Below are 20305 nucleotides of genomic sequence, written 5' to 3' on the forward strand. Positions count from 1 at the left end.
GACCGGGGCCCCCGTCGCACACTTGAGGCGATGGACCGTACGGCGGTGGACTCCTCGGTGCTGCGCTCGGTCGGCTACGACCCGGCGGCGCGGCTGCTTGAGCTGGAGTTCACCAGCGGCCACGTGTACGTCTACGCGGGCGTACCGGCCCGGGTGCACCGGGAACTGCTGGCGGCGGAGAGCCACGGGCGGTACTTCGTCCGACGGATCCGCGGGCGGTACGCCTACCGGCGCTCGGAGACCAGCCGGTAGCTGCTGCCGTCCTTCGGGCGGGCGAGGTGCCCGGCCTCGACCAGGGAACGGCGCAGCGCGGGGGCGTCATCGTGCACGGCGTGCAGGGCGGCGTTGACCTCGGCCTCGGTGTAGCCGCGGCCGGGCTCGAAGAGGGTGCCGGCGAGGTGGGCCAGGAGCTGCTCCCGGCGGGCTGCCTTGCGGGGGACGGCGGTCAGCCGCCCGTCGGGGGCGAAGAAGGCGGACACGCTCGGCGGGGTCGGGGTGGTTGCGGTCATGGCGGGAGCGTCGCCCGGCGGGACGGGCCGGGGCAACCGGTTTTCAGCGCGCTCCGGTCGGAGCCGGCGCGGCCGTCGTACGGCCGACCGTGCGCGGCTTCGCGGCCGCCTTGGCCTCCTTCGCGGCGCGCTTCATCTCCTGCTTGAACTCCCGCACCAGGGTGAGGGATTCCGGCCCGGTGATGTCGGCGACCGAGCGGTGCGCGCCCTCCTCGCCGTACGCGCCCGCCGCCTCGCGCCAGCCCTCCGGCCGTACGCCGTACTGCTTGCCCAGCAGGGCGAGGAAGATCTGCGACTTCTGCTTGCCGAAGCCCGGCAGGGCGTTGAGACGGCTCAGCAGTTCCTTGCCGGTACGGACGTTCTTCCACAGCGCGGCGGCGTCGCCGTCGTACTGCGCGACGAGGAACTGGCAGAGCTGCTGCACCCGTTTGGCCATCGCGGCGGGATAGCGGTGGACGGCGGGCTTCGCGGACAGGAGCGCGACGAACTCCTCCGGGTTGTAGGTGGCGATCTCGTGGGCGTCCAGGTCGTCCCGGTCGAGGCGCTGCGCAATGGTCAGCGGGCCGGTGAACGCCCACTCCATCGGGACCTGTTGATCGAGCAGCATGCCGACGAGCGCGGCGAGCGCGCTCCGTCCGAGCAGTTCGTCGGCCTCGGGTTGCTGTGCGAGCCGAACGGTGGCGTTCATGGGCTTGCCCTCCTCGGAGTTGACGTCGGGTCGGCGCCCAGTCTGGTGGACGAGACGTGGACCGAGGCGGTCAACACGCCCGTACAGGGGGAACTCTTGGTGTTCCAGGCCTTGCCGTACCTGCTTTGTTCGTTGGCGGAGCGGTTGTTGGGGCCGCCGTGGGGTGACGCGGGGTATTTTTTGCCCGCATCCGTCGCGGGCGCGCGGTCGGAGGCGTAGCGAACCGAACCGCCGTCGAGTGGGCGGCACTTCACCGGCTGTCGGCGCCGCCTTTGACGCCTTCGGCTCTTGGGCCGCCACGCCGTCCCGGCCATTGGCCGCGACGCCGCGGTCGGCGCGATCCGCCCCTTGTCAGCCAGTGGGCCTGGCGGTCCGACCGGTACTCGTACGTGTTGTTCCAATGGGTGGACATGTCGCCAACTCGTTTTGTTCGTATGGCCATTCGAGGAGGAAAGGGGAAACGGGAAACCCGCGAGAACCCCGTTTGACCGGCTCGATCGCATGCCAAGATTCCAGGCGGAAGCGAGGGGTGACCGCTTCCGGCCCACGATGCAGCAGGCGCTTGGGCGGTCGACGATGGGGGATGGCATGCGCATGTCCAGGGCGTCATCCGGCGAGTTCGGTCCGGAGCTTCGCAGGCGCCGGATCGCCGCCGGGCTGACCCTCACCCGGCTCGCCGAACTGCTCAGCTACAGCAAGGGCCACCTGAGCAAGATCGAACGCGGGCACAAGCAACCGCCGCCCGAGTTCGCCCGTCGCTGTGACGTCCAGCTCGCCGCCGACGGTGAGCTGGAGCGGCTGCTGCCGAGCCGTGATGCCGGGGATGCGCCCGGGTGTGCCGACCCTGCGGAGAGCGACGCCAGTGGCGACGGCGAGCCATTGCTCCGGGTCGATCGCGGGGGCGTCCGCTGGTCCGGAGCCATGGGCCGGAGGCAACTGCTCGCCGCCGGGGCCACCACCCTGCTCGGCGGAGGTCTCGTCGCTGCTCCGCCGCCGGTCGCCCCGGCGGCAGTCGTCGCGGAGTCCGCCCCGGTCGAGATCTTCCGAGCCCAGTTCGACCAGATGAGGCAGCTCGGCCAGACCGGTGATCCCGGCATGCTGCTTCCGCTGCTCACGGTCCAGACCCACACCCTGCGGGAACTCGCCGTCCAAGCCGACGGGGTGAACCGTGACCGGTTGCTCGTGTTGGCGGCCCGGTACGCGGAGTACGCGGGCTGGATGGCCCAGGAGGCCGACGACAACTCCTCGGCCCTGTGGTGGACCGCCCGCGCCGTCGAACTCGCGCAGGCCGGCGGCGACCGCGATCTGGCCTCGTACGCGCTGGTCAGGCGAGCCCTGATCACCTTCTACGCGGGCGACGCGATCCAGACCGTACAACTGGTCGAACCGGCCCAGGACGGTTCGCTGCCACCGCGGATCCGCGGCCTCGCGGCACAGCGGGAAGCACAGGGCCATGCGCTCGCCGGGGACCACACCGCCTGTCTGCGCGGCCTCGACCGCGCCCGAGTGCTGCTGGCCAGGACCGACGCCGAGGCCGGCGGCGGAGCCCCCGTCCTCGGCACCACCAATCTGGCCGACCCGGCGGCCATGGTCACCGGATGGTGCCTGTACGACCTCGGTCGCCCCGCGCAGGCTGCCGAGGCGCTCGACCGCGAGTACCCGAGGATCCCCGCGCAGGCCGTTCGCAGTCGCGCCCGGTACGGCCTCCGGCGCGCCTTGGCGCACGCGGCAGCAGGCGAGCCCGAGCATGCCTGCGAGCTTGCCGCGGAGCTCCTGCCGCTGGTCCCGGCGCTGCGATCGGCCACCATTCGCTCCGACGTCCGGCGGCTCGCCCGCGAGCTGAACCGGTTCCGTACCGGCCAGTCCGCGCAGGACATCCAGCCCCTGCTCGCCGACGCACTGCACCCGTAGACCGATCCGAACCCACGGCCCGTTCCCCGGCCGACGTTCCATCCCTTCACTCACCGGAGAGGTGACTTCGCCATGCCCGACATCTTCGTCAACTACCGCACCAGCGATGAGGACACGACCGCCACCCTGATCGAGCGGGAGCTTTCCCGGCGTTTCGGCACCGACCGGGTGTTCCGGGCCAGCAAGTCCATCCCGATCGGCCGACCCTTCCCCCAGGAACTCCTGACCGCAGTCCGGCGCAGCAGCGTGCTCGTCGCCGTCATCGGTCCGCGCTGGGCCGACGCCCGGACTGCGGACGGGCGACGTGCGCTCGACGACCCGGAGGACTGGACCAGGAGGGAGATCGCCGAGGCCTTCGAGAGCGGAGCACTGGTCGTCCCGGTGCTCGTCGGCCGCATGACGCGGCTCGACCGGCACGACCTGCCCGCCGAGATCGCCGAGCTGGCGGACTGCCAGTACCGCCGCTTCGACAACCGTGACGCGGAGTCCAACCTCAAGCGCCTCGGGGACGACCTGGCGGAGGCGTGCCCCCAGCTCGCCGAGGCGGAGCGGCGGACCACCAAGGAGCACCGGGCGACGGAGACCCACAACGAGATCGGCAGCGTGGATGGGAGTGTGGTGCAGGCTCGGGACTACCGGCACGACCAGAGCGGCGGCATCGGCAATGTGGGAGGCGACGTGGGGACGTTCATCAACAACGCGAGCGGGCCGGTCCACACCGGGAGCGGTACACAGAACAACACCACCCGCACGGGAGGCGTCGAGTTCCACGGCAGCGGCAACAACTACGTCGAACGCGGCACGGTCAACAACGACTTCAGCGGCCGGAGTGATCACGAGGGACGGCGGTGAGCGACGCCGGGAGTGCCACGTGGCTCGGCAACGCTCAGGGGCAGACGCACACGGGTAGTGGAAGCCAGAACAACTACTCCTACTACTACATCTCCTCGGATCGGCTGGTTCGCGGTGGAGGAGATCCGCTGCGGATGGCAGCTGAGCGCCGACGCTGGCTGACCCAGCGATTCGTTCCGCCGCTGGGATACGGGGAAGCGGTCAGCAGGCTGGAGGATCCCGGCACGGCCGCGCTGATCTCCGGAGCGGACGGCAGCGGGCGGCGCACGGCAGCCGTTGTCCTGTTGCACGGCACGGGCGCGCCTTGCGGCCCTTTCCGTGAGGTCGCGTTGGACGACCAGAAGGATGACCAGCTCCCCCTGGCACAAGGCGAATGCGTCCTTGTCGATCTGTCGGTCACGTCCGACGCGCGGTTGACGGACGCACAGGGCCTGGTGAGCTCGTACTGGCACAAGGTGGAGCATGTCGGTGGCCGGCTCGCGGTGGTTCTGCACCAAGATCACGAGTCTCTCCTGCAGCCGGACCTTCGACAGCTGCTGGTGCGGATCGGCCGGCCGAACGGCGCGCGGGTGTTGGCCAGACATCTCCACAAGGCCGGTGTCACGGTGTCTTCCAAGGAGCTGAGCCGGTCGGCTCTCGGTGAGCTTCTGGACATCTCTTCCATGAGGGAGCTGCAGCGGCTGCACGAGTTGCTGGTCGAGGCTCATTCGGCGGGTGGTGACCTCGACGAGTGGGTTGCGAAGGCCGTCGCAGCGCTTCGGGAGCGTGGTGGTGAGGTGGCCCAGCAGGTCGCCGAGCTCGCCGACGGTCGCCAGCGGGCGCTGTTGTTCACGGCAGCGATGCTGGAGGGGGCTCCAGCGGATGCCGTCTTCCGGCTCTCCGATCAGCTGCTGACGAAGCTCGGTCATCCCGAGGACGAACGGCCCCGCCTCGACCGCACCGATCTGACCCAGCGGTTGCACGAACTGCGGGTGGAGGTCCCGGAAGGACGGGTCCGCTTCAAGGGACTGGCTTACGCGGAGGCTGTCCGTACCCATTTCTGGTTGTACTACCCCGACCTGCGGGACGGGTTCGGGGACTGGGTCGAGGGCGCGGCCAGGGCAACGGCCTGGCTTGACACGCCGGATCGGCAGCGGCTGATCGACCGATTGATCGAATCGGCTCTGCAGAGTGGTGATGTGGATGTACTGACCGGCCTTGTGGAGTCCTGGGCGGCGGAGACCAGGTTCCTGCCGGAGGCGATGCGGGTGCTGGAGCGTGGAATCACGAGCGAGACCGGCGGCTCGGCCTTCCGCTCGAAGATCTACGAATGGGTGGTGGGGCAGCGGCTGCACACCAACCTGGTACGGGTCCTCGCCCGGATCTGCGCCGACGTGATGGCCACCCACCATCCGGGCCAGGCGCTCGTTCGCCTGCACCACCTCACGCGGCGGGAGGCCCAGGACGGTCCACGGTACGGCCGGGAGGCCCTGTTCGACCTGGCGGGCAGGGACAAGCGGCTCTATCTGAAGCTGCTCGACCGCCTGGGCGAAGGCTTGGAGAGGGGAGTGACGATGCGACCGGACGCCGGCATCTTCCTGGAACTGGTCGACCCGTTGCCGGCTTGGGCACCGCGTCCGGAGGTCGTGCGGGGCTGGCGCTCGGTACTGGCGGTCTCGTCGGCGGACGTGTGGGAGCCCGCGGTCCGGAACTGGCTCTCGGCCGCGCGGCGGGCGCCGGACGGGGGCGGACGGCTGATGAGGATCCTCACCGATGCCGCCGACGGGCGGGTCGATGTGCTCAACCGCTATTACCGGCTGGCGCATGGCTGGGCGGCCGGGGCCGATGACTCCCCGGCCCCGGTGAGCCGGCCAGAGGTGCTGGCGCGCTTCTGCCAGGAGATCGACCGCGCGCAGGGGATCGAACCGCTCGTCGGCACGACCGGGGGGAGAGGGCTGTGAAGCGCATGGGAAAAGTACCGCTGGTCGGGTTGGCCCTGGCTGCGGGGGCGGCGACGGTGGTGCTCGGGGTGTCGGCCAGGTGGCCGGTCTGGTTGTGGGCGATGCCCACGGCGATGGCTCTGTTGCTGGCCGTTCTGCTGGCATCGGCCAGGACTCCGAGGCCGGAGTCGGATGAGCCGCCGTGGGAGAAGACCCGGGTGGTCGCAGTGGCGCTGCCGAGCCGGGTGCCGGACTACGACTTCCACTTCTCGGCGACGGTGTGGTGGCGCCCGGTCCTGAACGCGACTGGGCTGGTGCACGCGGACCCGGCCAGTCTGGCAGTCGAGACGGTGTTGGAGCGTGCCAGGGCGCTGACCGAGCACGAAGTCCCGGGACGGCTCGAACTGGTGCAGCACCGGTTGAACGGCGTGCTCGGCACCCAGAGCCAGGACCGGTCGGGGCTGGTGGAAGCCATGGGTGGGCGAGTCGAACTCAGGCTGTCGGAGGACGACCGGAGTCGGCTGGGGAAGCTGTCCGAGGTGCGCAAGACCGAGGAGGTGTGGGAGCACGAGCGGCGTTACGAGCAGAGCAAGCGGGCCTACCTCGGCGACGACGTCCTGAAGTCGCCCGGCAGCGCGGTGGTGTGGTGGCTGGCGCGCCATGACGAGCAGGTCAGGGAGGCGGTCGACATGATCGGCCCGCTCGCACAGCTCTCGGCGGCGGCGAACGACGAGGCCGTGAGCGACCTGTACGAGCATCTCGTGCCGGGGGCCGACTCGTTCCCGGATGACGACGACGATGACGCGCCGCCGGCGGGGCCGTTCGGGCCTGAGGGGCCGGTCGGACCGCGCGGGCCGACCGGGGGAACGCCGGTGATCGGGCCGGTGAACCAACTGCTGGACGACATCGACTTGCCGGAGGATTCCGACGAACGGTACGTCTACACACGCCGGTTGGCGGAATTCACCAACGCGGCCGGCAGACCGGAGCACTCCAGGCTGATCAGGGAGAACCTGCTGGGCGAGGACGGCGACGTCCCGGGGCAGCCGGGGCCTGCGGAGGATCGCGCCGCCGATGGATCGCATGTGCGCTTTACGAAGTTCGACGGGCCAGTGAACGGGTCCGCCCCGAACGGGAAATCGCCGGGACACGGGCACGGGCCCGGGGAGTGGCACAGGGCCGAGGAGTAGGGGCGGGACGTTCGGGCGGCGGCGATGGGTGGGTAGCGCAGGGGGTGGTGTGGGGTGGGGTGAGGGGCGTGTTGGGGTGGTGGTGCGCTCGGCTGGGTGGGTGGTTTTGGGGGAGGGGTGGGGTGGTGGGGTGGGGCTGTACGTACGATACAGGGCTGGTCGGTTGCTCGGGTGGGCGGTTGGATCTGCGGGTCGAGCTGGGGTTCGAGCGGGTTGGTCATCTCATATGACTGTTTCGGTGTGCCGGTGTGGCGCCCGGGTCGCGGGTCATTCTTGGTCCAATCGACGCGTCCAGAAAGGCTCGCCCGCCGTGACCCAGCCGTTCGAACTGCCGTCCTTCTACGTGCCGCACCCGGCACGCCTCAACCCCCACCTGGACGAGGCGCGGGCCCATTCCACCGGCTGGGCCCGGGAGATGGGCATGTTGGAGGGTTCCGGGATCTGGGATCAGGCCGACCTGGAGGCCCACGACTACGGGCTGCTCTGCGCCTACACCCACCCCGACGCCTCCGCCGAGGCACTGTCGCTGGTCACCGACTGGTACGTCTGGGTCTTCTTCTTCGACGACCACTTCCTCGACATGTACAAGCGCACCAACGACCGCGCGGCGGGCAAGGCGCACCTCGACCGGCTGCCGCTGTTCATGCCGGCCGACCCGGCCGCACCGGTGCCCGAGCCGGCGAACCCGGTCGAGGCGGGCCTGGCCGACCTGTGGCGGCGCACCGTGCCGGCGATGGGGGAGGACTGGCGGATCCGGTTCGCCGAGAGCACCCGCAACCTGCTCAACGAATCGCTCTGGGAGCTCGCCAACATCAACGCCGGCCGGGTGGCGAACCCCGTCGAGTACATCGAGATGCGCCGCAAGGTCGGCGGTGCGCCGTGGTCCGCGCAGTTGGTCGAGTACGCGGCCGGCGCCGAGGTGCCGACGGAGGTGTCGGGCACGCGTGCGCTGCGGGTGCTGATGGACGCCTTCTCCGACGGCGTGCACCTCCGCAACGACATCTTCTCGTACCAGCGGGAGGTGGAGGACGAGGGCGAACTGAGCAACGGCATCCTGGTGTTGGAGCGCTTCCTGGAGTGCACCACCCAGGAGGCGGCCGAGGCGGTGAACGACCTGCTCACCTCGCGGCTCCAGCAGTTCGAGAACACCGTGTTCACCGAACTGCCGGCGCTGTTCGCGGAGACCGGGCTCGGACCGGACGGCCGGGCGAAGGTCATGGCGTACGTCAAGGGCCTGCAGGACTGGCAGTCCGGCGGCCACGAGTGGCACATGCGCTCCAGCCGGTACATGAACGGCGGCGGGGCGGCTGCGGGTGCGGGCGGAGAGGCGGCGGGTCAGCCCGGCTTGCCTGGTCTGCCCGGGGTGGCGGGCTCCGGCAGCTGGTGGGACCAGTACGCGATCGGCGGCATCGGCACCTCGGCGCTGGACATCCTGCGCAGCGGGGCGACGGGAGCGGGGGCAGGCGAGGGGACGAGCGGCGGGACGGGAACAGCGACGGGAGCGACGGAGGCCGGGGCGAGCCCGGCCGTGCGGCGGGCGCGCTCGCACGGCCACGTGCCGTTCCAGGCCGTCGGGCCGTCCCGCCTGCCCGGGTTCAAGCTGCCGTTCGCCCTGACGCTGAGCCCGCACCTGGACGGCGCCCGGCAGCGGGTCGTCGAGTGGGCCGAGCGGATGGGCCTGCTGGACGCGGACCCGGCCGTCCCCGGCTCCGGCATCTGGGACGCCGAGTCGATGCGCGACTACGACCTCGCGCTCTGCGCGGCCGGCATCCACCCGGACGCCACCGCCGACCAACTCGACATCGACTCGGCCTGGTTGGCCTGGGGCACCTGGGCCGACGACTACTACCCGCTGGCCTTCGGCCGCACCCGCGACCTGGCCGGTGCCAAGCTGGCCAACGAGCGGCTGACCCTGTTCATGCCGGTGGACGGCAGCCCCGCGCCCGAGCCGGCCAACGCGCTGGAACGCGGCCTCGCCGACATCTGGGAGCGCACCGCAGGCCCGATGACCGTCGAGGCCAGGGGCCGGTTCCGGCAGACCGTCGAGGACATGACGGCGAGCTGGATCTGGGAGCTCGCCAACCAGATCCAGCACCGGATCCCCGACCCGGTGGACTACCTGGAGATGCGCCGCGCCACCTTCGGCTCGGACCTCACCGCGAGCCTCTGCCGCCTCGGCCACGGGCAGACGGTGCCGCCGGACGTCTACCAGCACGGCTCGATCCGCGCGCTGGAGCACTCCGCGATGGACTACGCGGCCATGATGAACGACCTCTTCTCGTACCAGAAGGAGGTCGAGTACGAGGGCGAACTGCACAACGTCGTCCTGGTGGTGCAGAACTTCTTCAACTGCGACTACCCGGCGGCCGTCCGGATCGTCGACGACCTGATGCACTCGCGGCTGGGCCAGTTCCAGCACGTCGCGCAGAAGGAACTCCCGGTCATGTACGAGGACTTCGGGCTGGACGCGGCGGCGCGGGAGATGCTCGACGGGTACGTCAAGGAGCTGGAGAACTGGCTCGCGGGCATCCTGAGCTGGCACGAGGACTGCCGCCGGTACGGTGAAGCGGACCTGCGGCGGCACTTCGGCGCCGAGCGGGACATGGTGGCGGCGACGGCGGCCCGGCGGGCGAAATCGGCGGGGGCCGCCGAGGCGCCGTCGGGGGGTGCCGCCGAGGCATCGGTGCCCGCGGTTCCGGGGCTGCCCGTGGTCCCGACCGTTCGGGTGCCGTCGGTGCCGCCGCTGCCCGTACCGGGAGCCGAGAGGGCCCCGGAGCCCTCGCCCGCCGTCCTGACCGGCGCGGTGCCGCTCGGGCCGACCGGCCTCGGCACGACCGCGCTGCGGCCGCCGCGGAGCGGGGCGGTGCCCGGGCACTGACCGGTCGAAGGGGCGGCCGACCTCCCGGAGCACCCGTGCGGGCCATCCCGCGCGGGTGCGCCGCGTCGTGGCTAGGCTGGCGAGTCGGGGGCCGGCGCACGCCTTCCGGCGCGCGCTCTTCGCCACACACGAGGGCAGGGACCATGGCTGCGCTACCTGAGGGCACACCCTGTTGGGCCGACGCGATGTTCACCGACGTGGAGGGCGCGAAGGCCTTCTACGGCGATGTGCTGGGCTGGACCTTCGGCGAGAGTTCGTCGGAGTTCGGCAACTACACGCAGGCGTACTCGGACGGCAAGGCCGTCGCCGCGGTCGTGCCGCCGATGCCCGGCGACCAGACGCAGTCCGCCTGGTGCCTCTACCTCGCCTCGCCGGACGCCGGTGCCACGGCCGCGCGGATCCGCGCCCACGGCGGCGAGGTGGTCATGGGGCCGATGCAGGTCGGCGACTTCGGCACGATGGTGATCGCCAAGGACCCGGGCGGCGTCGTGTTCGGCGTCTGGCAGGCCGGGCGCCACGAGGGCTTCGAGAAGCAGGGCGAGCCCGGCGCGTACAGCTGGGCCGAACTGGTCACCCGCGAGCCGGCGAAGGCCGACGCCTTCTTCCCGGCGGTCTTCCCGTACGGCGTGCGGAAGATGGACTCCGAGGAGTTCGACTACCGGATGTTCCAGGTCGGCGACCGGCCGGTGCTGGGCCGGATGGGAGCGGAAGGCGACTTCCTGCCGCCCGAGGCACCGTCCTACATCAGTGTCTACTTCGCCGTGAACGACACCGACGCCGCGATCGAACGGCTCACGGCGCGCGGCGGCAGGGTGCACTTCGGGCCGATGGACAGCCCGTTCGGCCGGTTCGCGGCGGTCGGCGACCCACAGGGCGCGGCCTTCGGGATCATCGACCTCGGCCGGACCGTCGGCGAACGGCCGAACACGGTGGATGCCTGATGGGGGAGCGCGAGGACTTCGTCGAGACGCTCGACAAGCACCGCGGCCTGCTGCGACGCACCGTCCGCGACCTCACCGACGCCCAGGCGGCCGAGCACCCCACGGTCAGCGAGCTGTGCCTGGGCGGCCTGGTCAAGCACGTGGCGGCGGTCGAGGCGCGCTGGACGCGGTTCATGACCGGAGGCGCGGAGGCGATGCGGGGCGGGGACGGGGGCGGTGATGCCGGGCGTGCCGGGGGCGCGGATGCCTGGGCGGCGCAGTTCCGAATGATGGAGGGCGAGACGCTGGCCGGACTGCTCGCCGAGTACGAGCGGGTGGCGCGCGGCACGGACGAGCTGATCCGTACCCTGCCCGACCTCGACGTCGCCCACCCGCTGCCGTCGGCGCCGTGGTTCGAGCCGGGCGCGGCCTGGTCGGCCCGGCGGGTGCTGCTGCACGTGATCGCCGAGACCGCGCAGCACGCCGGGCACGCGGACATCATCCGGGAGTCGCTGGACGGGGCGAAGTCGATGGGATGAAGGCGGGGGTGGGGGCGAGACGCGAGGGGTGAGGGGCGTCAGGGGATTTCCACGCCGAGGAGTTCGCGCAGCGCCCGGCCGCCGTCCGGGGTGATGCGCAGGGCCCGGCCGGAACCGATCCGCTCCACCCACGCGCGGTCCAGGGCGGTCCGGCAGAGCGCCGCGCCCAGCGCTCCGCCCAGGTGGTTGCGGCGCTCCGTCCAGTCCAGGCAGCTGCGCACCACCGGCCGCCCGCCGCGACGGCCCGCGCGCGGCGGCAGCTCGATCGCCTGGGCGGCCAGCCAGGCCCGGCCGTCTTCGGTGACGGCGGCTCCGGTGACGGCGGCTCCGGTGTCGGCGGTCCCGGTGTCGTCAGCCTCGGTGTCATGAGCCCCGGTGTCGGCGGCGACCAGGCCGCGGGCGAGCAGCGCGTCGGCGACGGCCACGCCGAGGCGGCCGGCCAGGTGGTCGTAGCAGGTGCGGGCGCGGGCCTCCGCGCTCAGCCGGGTGGCCTCGCCCAGGGTGCGCGGCGCGGGCGAGCCGCTGCCACCGGACTCGGCGAAGGAGGTGAGGTCCTCCAGCAGAGTGGCCACCGCGGGCGAGGCCACCCGGACGTACCGGTGCCGGCCCTGCCGCTCCTCGGCCAGCAGCCCGCCCGCGACCAGCCGCGACAGGTGTTCGCTGGCCGTGGACGGCGCGACGCGGGCGTACCGGGCCAGCTCGCCGACCGTCCAGGCGCGGCCGTCGAGCAGTGCGTCGCAGAAGGCGGCGCGGGTCGGGTCGGCGAGGAGGGCGGCGAAGGCGGCGAGCGCCCTGCCGTGGCGGTCGGGGCGCCGGGCCGGTCGGGGGGCGGCGCGGAGTTCAGTCGACATGCCTCCATCGTCGCCCCGGCACAGTTCGGCGGGGGCCGAAACGAGCCGGGGCCACGATGGCGGCATGAGCGAACCCACGGTGATCTCCGGCCCCGGGACCATGACCTTCTCCCGCTACGACGACGTCACGGCGGCCCTGGCCGACCCGGCGCTGGTCCCGCTGCCGGCGGCGCCCGTCGCGCCCGTCGGAGTGGCCTGGCTGCGGGCCTCCGTCGCCCGGTTCAGCTCGGGCGAGCCGCACGCCCGGCGACGGGCCCTGGTGCTGGCCGACCTGGAGCGACTGGACCCGGCCGCGCTGCGGGTGGCCGCGGCGGCCGGCTTCGACCCCGACGTCCGGCGGCGGGTGGTCCGGGTACTCGCGGCGGCGCTCGGCCTGGCCGACCCGGAGGCCGTGGCACGGGACGTCGCGACGGTGTCCCGGGCGTACTTCGCGGACGCGCCGCACGATCCGGACGAGGACGCCGCGGTGGCCCGGCTGCTGCCGGCCATGGGTGACCCGGACGAGGAGACGGCCGCGAACCGGATCGGCCTGCTCGTCCAGGCCTGCGACGCCACCGCCGCGCTGGTCGAGGCCGCCCGCCGCAACGGGGGCGGACTGGCCGTCGCACTGCGGGAGGACCCGCCGCTGCGGGTGATGCGCCGCCTCGCCGCGAAGGCCACCGAGGTCGGCGGGACCGCCGTACCGGCCGGGACGCACCTCGTGCTCGACGTCGCGGCCGCCCAGCCCGAGGCCCCGGACGGCGTGGCGCTCAGCTTCGGCGCCGGCCCCCGGATCTGCCCGGGACGCTCGCACGCCCTGGTCATCGCCGAGGGGATCCTGCTCGGCGCGTCCGACCCGGCGGACGGGGCCTCGGCGGACGCGGTCTCGGCGGACGGGGCCTCGGCGGACGCGGTCTCGGCGGACGGGGCCTCGGCGGACGCGGTCTCGGCGGACGTGACCTCGACGGACGCGGTCTCGGTGGGCTCCGGTGCGCGGGCCGACCAAGGCGAAAGCAAGGGCGAACTCGTAGCCCTGGTACCGGAGATGGTTGTCCACGTGCTCGACCTGGCCGACACCTGGACGGCCTGGGACGGCCGCCCGATCGTCAACGCTGATGGCCGAACTTACACGCCGCACAAGGCGGTTCGCCGCATTGCGGACCATCTCCTCGACCACCTGGCCGAGTTGGACGCCCGCCTGGCCGGGGAGCCGACCGAGCCCGACCACTGGCACGCCTCCCACGCCACCACCCCGGCCGACCTCGCCCCGTTCACCGTCGCCGACCTGGACGAGGCCCGCAGCCGCCTCACCCGGCTCGCCGGGATCTGGGCCCGCCGGGTGGCCGCGCTGCCGGATGCCTCCCTGGACGACTCGCCGGGTACGGGCTGGAGCTTCCGGCAGGTCGTCCGCCATGTCTCCGGATCCGGGTACTACGCGGACTCCGTGGGGGACCTGCGCTCGGCGGAGGCCGCGACGGGGGGAGAGGCGACCTCATGAGCCCCGCGGCCCGCACACGCTCCGCAGCCGGCACCCGTCCCGCAGACAACACCCGTCCCGAAGACAACATCCGTCCCGCAGACCCCGACCGTCCCGGAGCCCACGCCATGACGCCCTTCGCCGCCCTGCACCACCGCCCCGGCCGCCCCCTGTTGCTCCCCAACGCCTGGGACCACGCCACGGCCGCCGCCCTCGCCGCCGCCGGCCACGCCGCGATCGGCACCACCAGCCTGGGTGTGGCAGCCGCCGCCGGGCTGCCCGACGGCGCCGCCGCCACCCGTGCGGAGACCGTACGGCTGGCGCACCGACTCGGGGACGGCGGCTTCCTGCTCAGTGTCGACGCGGAGTCCGGTTTCAGTGACGACCCGGACGAAGTGGCCGCGCTGGCCGTCGAGTTGGCGCAGGCCGGGGCGGTCGGCATCAATCTGGAGGACGGCCGGGCGGACGGCACTCTGGCGCCGATCGCCGTCCACGCGGCGAAGGTCGCGGCGGTGAAGGCGGCCGTGCCGGAGCTGTTCGTGAACGCCCGCACCGACACCTACTGGTGCGGGCAGGACGACCCGGAGCCGGAGACCCTCCGGCGCCTGGACGCGTACCGGCGGGCCGGCGCCGACGGCGTGTTCGCCCCCGGGCTGACCGAGCCGGCGGCCATCGCCCGGCTGGTCGGCGCGGTCGGCGTGCCGCTCAACATCCTCTGGACGCCGACCGGTCCGGGCCTCGCCGAGCTGGCCGCGCTCGGGGTGGCCCGGGTCAGCCTCGGCTCGCTGCTGTACCGCTCGGCGCTGGCGGCGGCGGTGGCCACGGCGGCCGCCGTCGCGGCGGGCGAGCCGGTCGGGCCGGTGCCCGGGTATGCGGAGGTGCAGGCGCTGAACGGGCGGTGAGCCGAGGCGCGGCCCGGTCCTCCGCCTGGCGGACCCCGGAACGGGTGGCCCTCCGGGCCGTCAGCCCTGCCGGTCGGCGGACCTGGCCGCCCACGAGGTCTCGATCCCGTCGAGGATCAGCCGGACGCCGTCGAGGAAGGCGGAGTCCCGTCCCGTCTCGATCTCCTGGTGCACCTGCGTGGTGTACAGCCGGTGCAGCCGCGGGTGGTCCTTGGTGGCCTCGACGACGGCGGGCATGAGCTGCTCCATCCACTCCTGCTCGCCCAGGCCGCGCTTGGTCAGGGCGCTCAGCCAGGCGGCCTCCACGGTGGCGGTGCCGATGGTGTAGCCGATGACGACGCCCATCGCCTCGTTGGCCTGGGTGAGGGCGAGGCCGGACTCCTCCAGCAGGGCGAGGAAGGCCTCGGACAGTCGCATCCAGCTGGGGCCGAAGTAGACCATCCCGACGTCGCCGAGCACCGAGACCATCCACGGGTGGCGCAGGATGACCGCGCGCACGCCCTCGGCGCACTCCTCGATGGCGGCACGCCACACCTTCGGATCGCCTTCGGGGCCTTCCGACTTCGGCAGCGGGAGCTCGGCGAAGACCTGGTCGACGACGAGCGCGAGCAGTTCGTCCTTGTTGAGGACGTGGGTGTAGAGCGAGGTGGCGCCGGCGTTGAGGCGGGCGCCGAGTTTGCGCATGCTGAGCGCCTCGATGCCGTCGCTGTCCAGGAGCGCGAGGGCCTCCGTGACGATCTGGTCGCGACTGAGCGCGGGCTGGTCCCGGCGGGGTCGCTGGGGGCGGCTCCACAGGGCGGGGATGCCCGGCGTTCCGTCCTCGGGTGTGGCCGCCATCGGCCCTCCTCATCGCTCAGGGTCGTTCGTGGTTGTTGGTGATCGCCCGTCCGGGCCGGTCTGGTCCCGTCCGGTTCCGTGCGGTTCCGAGCGGGCTTCGTCCGGTTCAGCATAAGTCGCTCCGCACACTGTACGGCGTTGCGAACAGTGTGCGGTATCCGTACAGTGTGCGGAGCGGCGCACGCTGTTCCCGCGGGGACGGAGGGCGGAGTGCGCCGCGACGACTTCCGCGCGGCCGCGGCCTGCGCGGGCTGAAACTGGCGACGACGAGTCCGAAGGCCGAAAAATCCGAAGGGGGAACGTGGTGGAACGCAATCCGCGACGCTGGCTCATCCTGGTCGTGCTCTGCCTCAGCAGCCTGGTGCTGGTGATCGACAACATGGTGCTCACGGTGTCCATCCCGCCGATCGCGGAGGACCTCAAGGCCGGGGCGCAGGACATCCAGTGGATCATCGACTCGTACATCCTGGTCTTCGCCGGACTGCTGCTCACCTCGGGCAGCCTCTCCGACCGCTTCGGACGGCGGAAGGTGATGATCGTCGGGCTGGCCCTGTTCGGCGCCGCCTCGCTGGTCGCGGCCGTCGCCGACAGCCCCGGCCAGCTGATCGCCGGACGCGTCCTGATGGGCGTCGGCGGCGCGCTGGTCATGCCGAGCACGCTCTCCATCCTGATCACCGTCTTCGACGACGACGAGCGGCCGAAGGCGATCGCCGCCTGGACCGCGGTGGCCATGGTCGGCCTGGTCGGCGGGCCGGTGCTCGGCGGCGCGCTGATCGCGCACTTCTGGTGGGGCGCGGTCTTCCTGCTCAACGTGCCGGTCGCGGCGGTCGCCATCCTCGCCGCAGTGCTGCTGATGCCGGAGTCCAAGGGGCCGTGGCGCCGGCCCGACCTGCCGGGCATGGTGCTGTCGATGGTCGGCATGACGGCGCTGGTCTGGTCGATCATCGTGCTGCCCCGCGACGGCTTCACCAGCCCGGGCTCGCTCGGCTCGCTCGCCGTCGCCGTGGTCGCGCTGGCCGGGTTCGCCGTCCGGCAGGTCCGCACCGACTCGCCGATGGTCCCGCTCCAGCTGTTCCGCAACCGGGTGTTCACCGGCGCCAGCTTCTCGCTCGTCCTGCTCACCTTCGCCACCGGCGGACTGATGCTGGTCCTCACCCAGTACCTGCAGTTCGTGCTGGAGTTCTCGCCCACCGACACCGGCCTCGCCTTCATCCCGCTGGCCGTCGCCTCGCTGGTCTTCAACGGGGTGGGCGCCGCGCTCGGCAAGAAGCTCCCGGCGCGGGTGCTGACGGCGGTCGGCATGCTGGTCATCGCGGGCGGGTTCGGGCTGCTGGCCACGCTCTCCGTCGGCGACGGGTTCACCAAGGTCGCCCTGGCCATGCTGGTGCTGGGCGTCGGTTCCGGCCTCGGCATGCCGGCCGCCGCCAACGCGCTGATGGGCGCGATCCCCGGCGAGCACGCGGGCGTCGGCTCCGCGCTCAACGACACCATCCAGCAGTCCGGCGCCGCGCTCGGCGTCGCCGTCCTCGGCACCGTGCTCTCCAGCACCTACACCGGCGCGATGCCCGACGGCGCCCCCGCCGCCGCGCGCCACGACATCACCGGCGCGCTCGCGGTCGCGGGGTCCACGGGGGACGGCGGGCTGGTCGCGGCCGCCCGCGAGGCGTTCAACACCGCCACCTCCACCACCTTCACGGTGGGCGGCATCGCGGTCGTGGCTGCCGCGGCGCTCACCCTGGTGCTGATGCGCGGCGGTGGCAGCAGTGACGGCGCCGTGAAGGCCGCCGGGAGCGAGGCCTCGGCGGGGCCGGTGGCCGAGTCGGTCGGCTGAGCCGCCGCCCTGCCGGACTCCGCCCGATGCCCCGGCCGCCCCGCGCGGCCGGGGCATCGGTCTGCCGCGGACGGAGAGCCGGCCGGCCGCGAGGCGTGCCCGCCACGCCGTTCGGTCAGCCGAGGAGCAGGGTGGGCCTCCGGTCGTCGCGGCGGAGCCGGTCGGCCAGGGCGGCGAGCGGCAGTTCGGGATGGACGGCCAGGACGGCGCCGAGCAGTCGTACGGCGCTCGGCTGCCCCGAGCATGCGGCCAGCAGGGTGGCGGTGACCCGCGGTTCCCACCGAGCCGGATCTGCCAGGCTGAGCCGGCGCAGCGTCGAGACGACCTCGGAGTCGGTCAGCGGGCCCTCTCCCCCGTGAGGGAGGCGGTGGGCGTTCCGGTGTCCGGCGGCATGCCGGGTGGATCTGGTCGCCGCGTGCAGGAAACCGGTGGCGTGGTCCTCATCGAGGTCGAGCCCCTTGATCAGTTCCCTGAGGGTGTTGCCTCTCGGCCGACTGCAGCCCCGTTCGAGGTTGCTGATCGCCCGGGCCGTGATTCCGGATCTTTTTCCGAGTTCTTCCTGGCTGAGTCCGTGAAGGATGCGGGTGCGGCGCAGTAGTGCGCCGAAGCTTTCTACCTGCTCTGACATCGAATCCCCCCGTGCTCGGTGGCGAGGCAGGTGTGGTTCAGGCAACGCAGTCTAAACAGTATCAGGGCGGCGAAGGCCGTGTGATGCGCATCACATCACGATATTCGGAGCGAACTGCTCCGTTCCGTCCGGCGCCGGAAAATCTTCCGGCATTCTTCCGTGGAATTTCGCCGACAAATTCGTGTCGCATACTGGCCGGGCTGCGCAGAATGGCTGCCCGAACAGCCTTTCGGCTGCTCGTACGTCAGGGATCCAAGGAGGGTCAATGCGGAAGATCGCGACCACGGTCGCCGCGGCACTGCTGAGCCTGGGCGCGCTCGGGGCCGGCAGCGGGGTGGCCGAGGCCGGGCAGTGGGGCAGCTACAACACCCGCGACGGCGGCGTGGCCCTGCGGGACTGTGCGTGGACCACCTGTGCCATGCACGGCCGTGGCTTCAGTGACCAGCACGCGTACCTCTACTGCTACGTCGTCGGCCAGAACGTCAACGGCGACGCCGGGTGGGCCGACCACGACCACTACCTCGCCGACTGGTCGTTCTACGGCCGCTACTACAGCGCGGACACCTACATGACCTGGAGCGGCGGCATTTACAAGTGCTGAATCGGTGCGGGGCGCGCGGTGCGGGTTCGTCCGCGCCGCGCGCCCCGCGCATTCGGGTGTCTCCGGTGTCGGACGCCCTTTTGTCCGATGTCGGACGCCCCAGGTCCGACGTCCGGCACCTTATTTCCGGCGTTCGACGTCCTGTTTTCGACGTTCGACGTCCGAAATGCGACGTGCCGGAAGTTCTCCGGAAATACCGCGGACCGGGCAGCCCCGGCGGCCCGTCCCTGATTGAATCGGATCGAGATCCTTCGACGGTGATTGCTCGAATTCGATCACCGTCCGACCGGGAGGGTGGAATTCGTGGTGCGAGGCCACGGGCTGCGACGTTTCGGCGCGGCTGTCGTCCTGGCGGGGCTGGCGACCGGCTGCGGGGGTTCCGGCGGAGGCGGCAGTCACGATGCCGCACTGGCCGAGCCCGTCCTTCCCGCCGTGCTCACCGAGCCCCCCGACGGGGCGGCGGTTCCGCTGCCCCTCGACGGTTACGCCATCAGCAGTGCGGACTCGGCGCTGATCTTCCAGGCCCGGGAGGCGGCCACCCGGACGTGCATGACGTCGAAGGGGTTCGACTACACCCCCGCCGTGCTGCCCGCCGCGCCCCCGCCGTCACCGCTCGACCCGGACTTCCTCGGCATCCTCTCGGCCGCGGCGGCCCGGCTGACCGGCTACCACCGCCCGCCCCCGCCCGCCGGGCAGAGCACCGTCCAGCAGCAGGGCAATGGCGGCGCCGAGTACCGGAAGGCCCTGGAGGGCTCCGGGGGCAAGCCCGGGGCGTCCGCGGGGCCGGCGGCCGACCGGGGCTGCCTGGGCGCGTTCGACCAGCAGCTCGGCGGCGCGGTCGCCGCGCCGGTGAAGGACGACGTCGTGGGCGGCCTGCGCGCCAAGGCGTACGACCACGCCACCGCGGACAGCCGGGTCAAGGCCGCGATCACCAAGTGGGCGGGCTGCATGACCGCGCAGGGGTACCACTACTCCACGCCGGCGCAGGCAGGTTCGGCCGCCTGGCCGGACCCGGTCGCACAGCAGGAGAAGGACACCGCGGTGGCCGACATGGCGTGCAAGACCCAGGCCCAGCTGCTGGGCACCTGGTACGCGGTCGAAGCGGGCTACCAGACCGAGCTCATCCAGCAGAACGAGTCCGCCCTGCAAGGGGTCAAGGACCGGGTGAACCAGCGGGTCGCCGCGGCCAAGAAGGCGCTGGGGGCGGGCTGATGGCGGTCTCACGCAAGCGGCTGCTACTGCCGCTCGGCCTGCTCGCCGCCGCGGCGTGCGGGGCCGGCTTCCTGGTCGGCGGTCCCGTCGGCTCGGGCGGCCACGGTGGCACGGGGGCGGCCCGCGGGGCGTGGACCCCGCAGCAGGAGCAGGTCCGGCAGCGCTACCTCACCTACTGGGACGCGTTGTTGCAGGCCAACGCCTCCGGTGACGCCGACAGTCCGGCGCTGGCCGGTGCCGCGGCCAGCAACCAGTTGAACCTCGTCCGGCAGAACGTGACGCATCTGCGCGGTGAGGGTGCGGTGGCCAAGGGCACCGTCGGGCACGCGGTGCGCGGCATCTCCCTCCAGGACGGCGTCGCCACCCTGGTGGACTGTGTCGACGTCAGGAACTGGGTCCAGTACGACCTCGCCACCGGCGCCCAGCGAGCCGGTCAGCTGATCGACCGTCCCAATCAACTGGCAAGCTATACCTTGGCGTTGAGAGACGGTCAGTGGCTGGTGACGGACAGCGAGACGGCCGGGGCGTGCTGAACGGGGAGCCCCGGAACCATAGGCGCAGGGTGCGGAGGGGGGCCGGCA

General features: G+C 72.3%; 19 protein-coding genes. 14 read left to right on the forward strand and 5 right to left on the reverse strand.

Translation table 11 applies throughout. From position 1 onward, the window contains the following. Positions 1–30: 30 nt before the first annotated feature. Positions 31–252 (forward strand): KTSC domain-containing protein, encoded by a 222-nt coding sequence (locus tag AC0B61_RS03815; RefSeq protein WP_471739002.1) that lies wholly within the window; start codon positions 31–33, stop codon positions 250–252. Here the strand turns inward: AC0B61_RS03815 and AC0B61_RS03820 are convergent. Then, positions 225–509: a DUF2087 domain-containing protein gene (locus AC0B61_RS03820; RefSeq protein ID WP_471739003.1), complete on the reverse strand. Its 285-nt coding sequence runs from the start codon at positions 507–509 to the stop codon at positions 225–227. The two genes, AC0B61_RS03815 and AC0B61_RS03820, sit on opposite strands and share 28 nt — an antisense overlap. Positions 510–552: 43 nt before the next feature. Then, complete coding sequence (locus tag AC0B61_RS03825) at positions 553–1197, reverse strand: HhH-GPD-type base excision DNA repair protein (RefSeq protein ID WP_471739004.1); 645 nt, start codon at positions 1195–1197, stop codon at positions 553–555. A 594-nt stretch (positions 1198–1791) separates the two neighbouring features. On the opposite strand from AC0B61_RS03825, the gene AC0B61_RS03830 reads away from it, so the two are divergent. From AC0B61_RS03830 to AC0B61_RS03860, 7 genes are all read left to right on the forward strand, one after another. Continuing rightward, complete coding sequence (locus AC0B61_RS03830; protein WP_471739005.1) at positions 1792–3108, forward strand: helix-turn-helix domain-containing protein; 1317 nt, start codon at positions 1792–1794, stop codon at positions 3106–3108. A gap of 72 nt (positions 3109–3180) precedes the next feature. Continuing rightward, positions 3181–3960 (forward strand): toll/interleukin-1 receptor domain-containing protein, encoded by a 780-nt coding sequence (locus AC0B61_RS03835; RefSeq protein WP_471739006.1) that lies wholly within the window; start codon positions 3181–3183, stop codon positions 3958–3960. 134 nt (positions 3961–4094) lie between these two features. Then, complete coding sequence (locus AC0B61_RS03840) at positions 4095–5900, forward strand: hypothetical protein (RefSeq protein WP_471739007.1); 1806 nt, start codon at positions 4095–4097, stop codon at positions 5898–5900. Continuing rightward, positions 5897–7069, forward strand: coding sequence for a hypothetical protein (locus AC0B61_RS03845; RefSeq protein ID WP_471739008.1), 1173 nt, complete (start codon positions 5897–5899; stop codon positions 7067–7069). Before AC0B61_RS03840 ends, AC0B61_RS03845 begins: the two co-directional genes overlap by 4 nt. Positions 7070–7379: 310 nt before the next feature. Beyond that, positions 7380–9947, forward strand: coding sequence for a terpene synthase family protein (locus AC0B61_RS03850; protein ID WP_471739009.1), 2568 nt, complete (start codon positions 7380–7382; stop codon positions 9945–9947). Between the two features lie 143 nt (positions 9948–10090). Then, the gene (locus AC0B61_RS03855) at positions 10091–10888 is read left to right on the forward strand and encodes a VOC family protein (protein WP_471739010.1); all 798 of its coding nucleotides are present in this window, start codon (positions 10091–10093) and stop codon (positions 10886–10888) included. After that, on the forward strand, positions 10888–11406 hold the full coding sequence (locus AC0B61_RS03860; RefSeq protein WP_471739011.1) for a DinB family protein: 519 nt from the start codon (positions 10888–10890) through the stop codon (positions 11404–11406). The genes AC0B61_RS03855 and AC0B61_RS03860 overlap by 1 nt, the downstream gene beginning before the upstream one ends. A 38-nt stretch (positions 11407–11444) precedes the next feature. Here the strand turns inward: AC0B61_RS03860 and AC0B61_RS03865 are convergent, their stop codons facing one another. Further along, positions 11445–12257, reverse strand: a complete 813-nt coding sequence (locus AC0B61_RS03865; RefSeq protein ID WP_471739012.1) for an ArsR/SmtB family transcription factor — start codon at positions 12255–12257, stop codon at positions 11445–11447. 64 nt (positions 12258–12321) lie between these two features. Between AC0B61_RS03865 and AC0B61_RS03870 the strand changes: the two genes are divergently transcribed. Then, positions 12322–13734 (forward strand): hypothetical protein, encoded by a 1413-nt coding sequence (locus tag AC0B61_RS03870; RefSeq protein WP_471739013.1) that lies wholly within the window; start codon positions 12322–12324, stop codon positions 13732–13734. Between the two features lie 107 nt (positions 13735–13841). Next, positions 13842–14615 carry an isocitrate lyase/PEP mutase family protein gene (locus tag AC0B61_RS03875; protein WP_471739014.1) on the forward strand — a complete coding sequence of 258 codons (774 nt, stop codon included), beginning with the start codon at positions 13842–13844 and terminating at the stop codon, positions 14613–14615. A gap of 60 nt (positions 14616–14675) precedes the next feature. Here AC0B61_RS03875 and AC0B61_RS03880 read toward each other — a convergent pair whose 3' ends face one another. After that, on the reverse strand, positions 14676–15452 hold the full coding sequence (locus AC0B61_RS03880) for a TetR/AcrR family transcriptional regulator C-terminal domain-containing protein (RefSeq protein ID WP_471739015.1): 777 nt from the start codon (positions 15450–15452) through the stop codon (positions 14676–14678). Between the two features lie 304 nt (positions 15453–15756). Here AC0B61_RS03880 and AC0B61_RS03885 point away from each other — a divergent pair, with 304 nt between their 5' ends. After that, positions 15757–17283 (forward strand): MFS transporter, encoded by a 1527-nt coding sequence (locus AC0B61_RS03885; RefSeq protein WP_471739016.1) that lies wholly within the window; start codon positions 15757–15759, stop codon positions 17281–17283. A gap of 115 nt (positions 17284–17398) precedes the next feature. Here AC0B61_RS03885 and AC0B61_RS03890 read toward each other — a convergent pair whose 3' ends face one another. Next, positions 17399–17911, reverse strand: a complete 513-nt coding sequence (locus AC0B61_RS03890) for a helix-turn-helix domain-containing protein (RefSeq protein ID WP_471739017.1) — start codon at positions 17909–17911, stop codon at positions 17399–17401. A gap of 265 nt (positions 17912–18176) precedes the next feature. Between AC0B61_RS03890 and AC0B61_RS03895 the strand changes: the two genes are divergently transcribed. From AC0B61_RS03895 to AC0B61_RS03905, 3 genes are all read left to right on the forward strand, one after another. Then, a complete protein-coding gene (locus tag AC0B61_RS03895; protein ID WP_471739018.1) occupies positions 18177–18512 on the forward strand; it encodes a hypothetical protein in 336 nt (111 codons plus the stop codon). A gap of 303 nt (positions 18513–18815) precedes the next feature. Continuing rightward, on the forward strand, positions 18816–19724 hold the full coding sequence (locus tag AC0B61_RS03900; RefSeq protein ID WP_471739019.1) for a hypothetical protein: 909 nt from the start codon (positions 18816–18818) through the stop codon (positions 19722–19724). Then, positions 19724–20257 carry a hypothetical protein gene (locus AC0B61_RS03905; RefSeq protein WP_471739020.1) on the forward strand — a complete coding sequence of 178 codons (534 nt, stop codon included), beginning with the start codon at positions 19724–19726 and terminating at the stop codon, positions 20255–20257. The genes AC0B61_RS03900 and AC0B61_RS03905 overlap by 1 nt, the downstream gene beginning before the upstream one ends. The last annotated feature ends 48 nt before the right edge of the window (positions 20258–20305 follow it).

Source organism: Kitasatospora sp. NPDC023385, assembly GCF_055664045.1.

Bases quoted from the DNA above. Each gene is read 5' to 3' on its own strand.
- AC0B61_RS03905 (WP_471739020.1), top strand. From the start codon at position 19,724: ATGGCGGTCTCACGCAAGCGGCTGCTACTGCCGCTCGGCCTGCTCGCC.
- AC0B61_RS03890 (WP_471739017.1), bottom strand. From the start codon at position 17,911: ATGTCAGAGCAGGTAGAAAGCTTCGGCGCACTACTGCGCCGCACCCGC.
- AC0B61_RS03835 (WP_471739006.1), top strand. From the start codon at position 3,181: ATGCCCGACATCTTCGTCAACTACCGCACCAGCGATGAGGACACGACC.
- AC0B61_RS03840 (WP_471739007.1), top strand. From the start codon at position 4,095: ATGGCAGCTGAGCGCCGACGCTGGCTGACCCAGCGATTCGTTCCGCCG.
- AC0B61_RS03825 (WP_471739004.1), bottom strand. From the start codon at position 1,197: ATGAACGCCACCGTTCGGCTCGCACAGCAACCCGAGGCCGACGAACTG.
- AC0B61_RS03895 (WP_471739018.1), top strand. From the start codon at position 18,177: ATGCGGAAGATCGCGACCACGGTCGCCGCGGCACTGCTGAGCCTGGGC.
- AC0B61_RS03880 (WP_471739015.1), bottom strand. From the start codon at position 15,452: ATGGCGGCCACACCCGAGGACGGAACGCCGGGCATCCCCGCCCTGTGG.
- AC0B61_RS03820 (WP_471739003.1), bottom strand. From the start codon at position 509: ATGACCGCAACCACCCCGACCCCGCCGAGCGTGTCCGCCTTCTTCGCC.
- AC0B61_RS03855 (WP_471739010.1), top strand. From the start codon at position 10,091: ATGGCTGCGCTACCTGAGGGCACACCCTGTTGGGCCGACGCGATGTTC.
- AC0B61_RS03865 (WP_471739012.1), bottom strand. From the start codon at position 12,257: ATGTCGACTGAACTCCGCGCCGCCCCCCGACCGGCCCGGCGCCCCGAC.
- AC0B61_RS03830 (WP_471739005.1), top strand. From the start codon at position 1,792: ATGTCCAGGGCGTCATCCGGCGAGTTCGGTCCGGAGCTTCGCAGGCGC.
- AC0B61_RS03815 (WP_471739002.1), top strand. From the start codon at position 31: ATGGACCGTACGGCGGTGGACTCCTCGGTGCTGCGCTCGGTCGGCTAC.
- AC0B61_RS03860 (WP_471739011.1), top strand. From the start codon at position 10,888: ATGGGGGAGCGCGAGGACTTCGTCGAGACGCTCGACAAGCACCGCGGC.
- AC0B61_RS03870 (WP_471739013.1), top strand. From the start codon at position 12,322: ATGAGCGAACCCACGGTGATCTCCGGCCCCGGGACCATGACCTTCTCC.
- AC0B61_RS03875 (WP_471739014.1), top strand. From the start codon at position 13,842: ATGACGCCCTTCGCCGCCCTGCACCACCGCCCCGGCCGCCCCCTGTTG.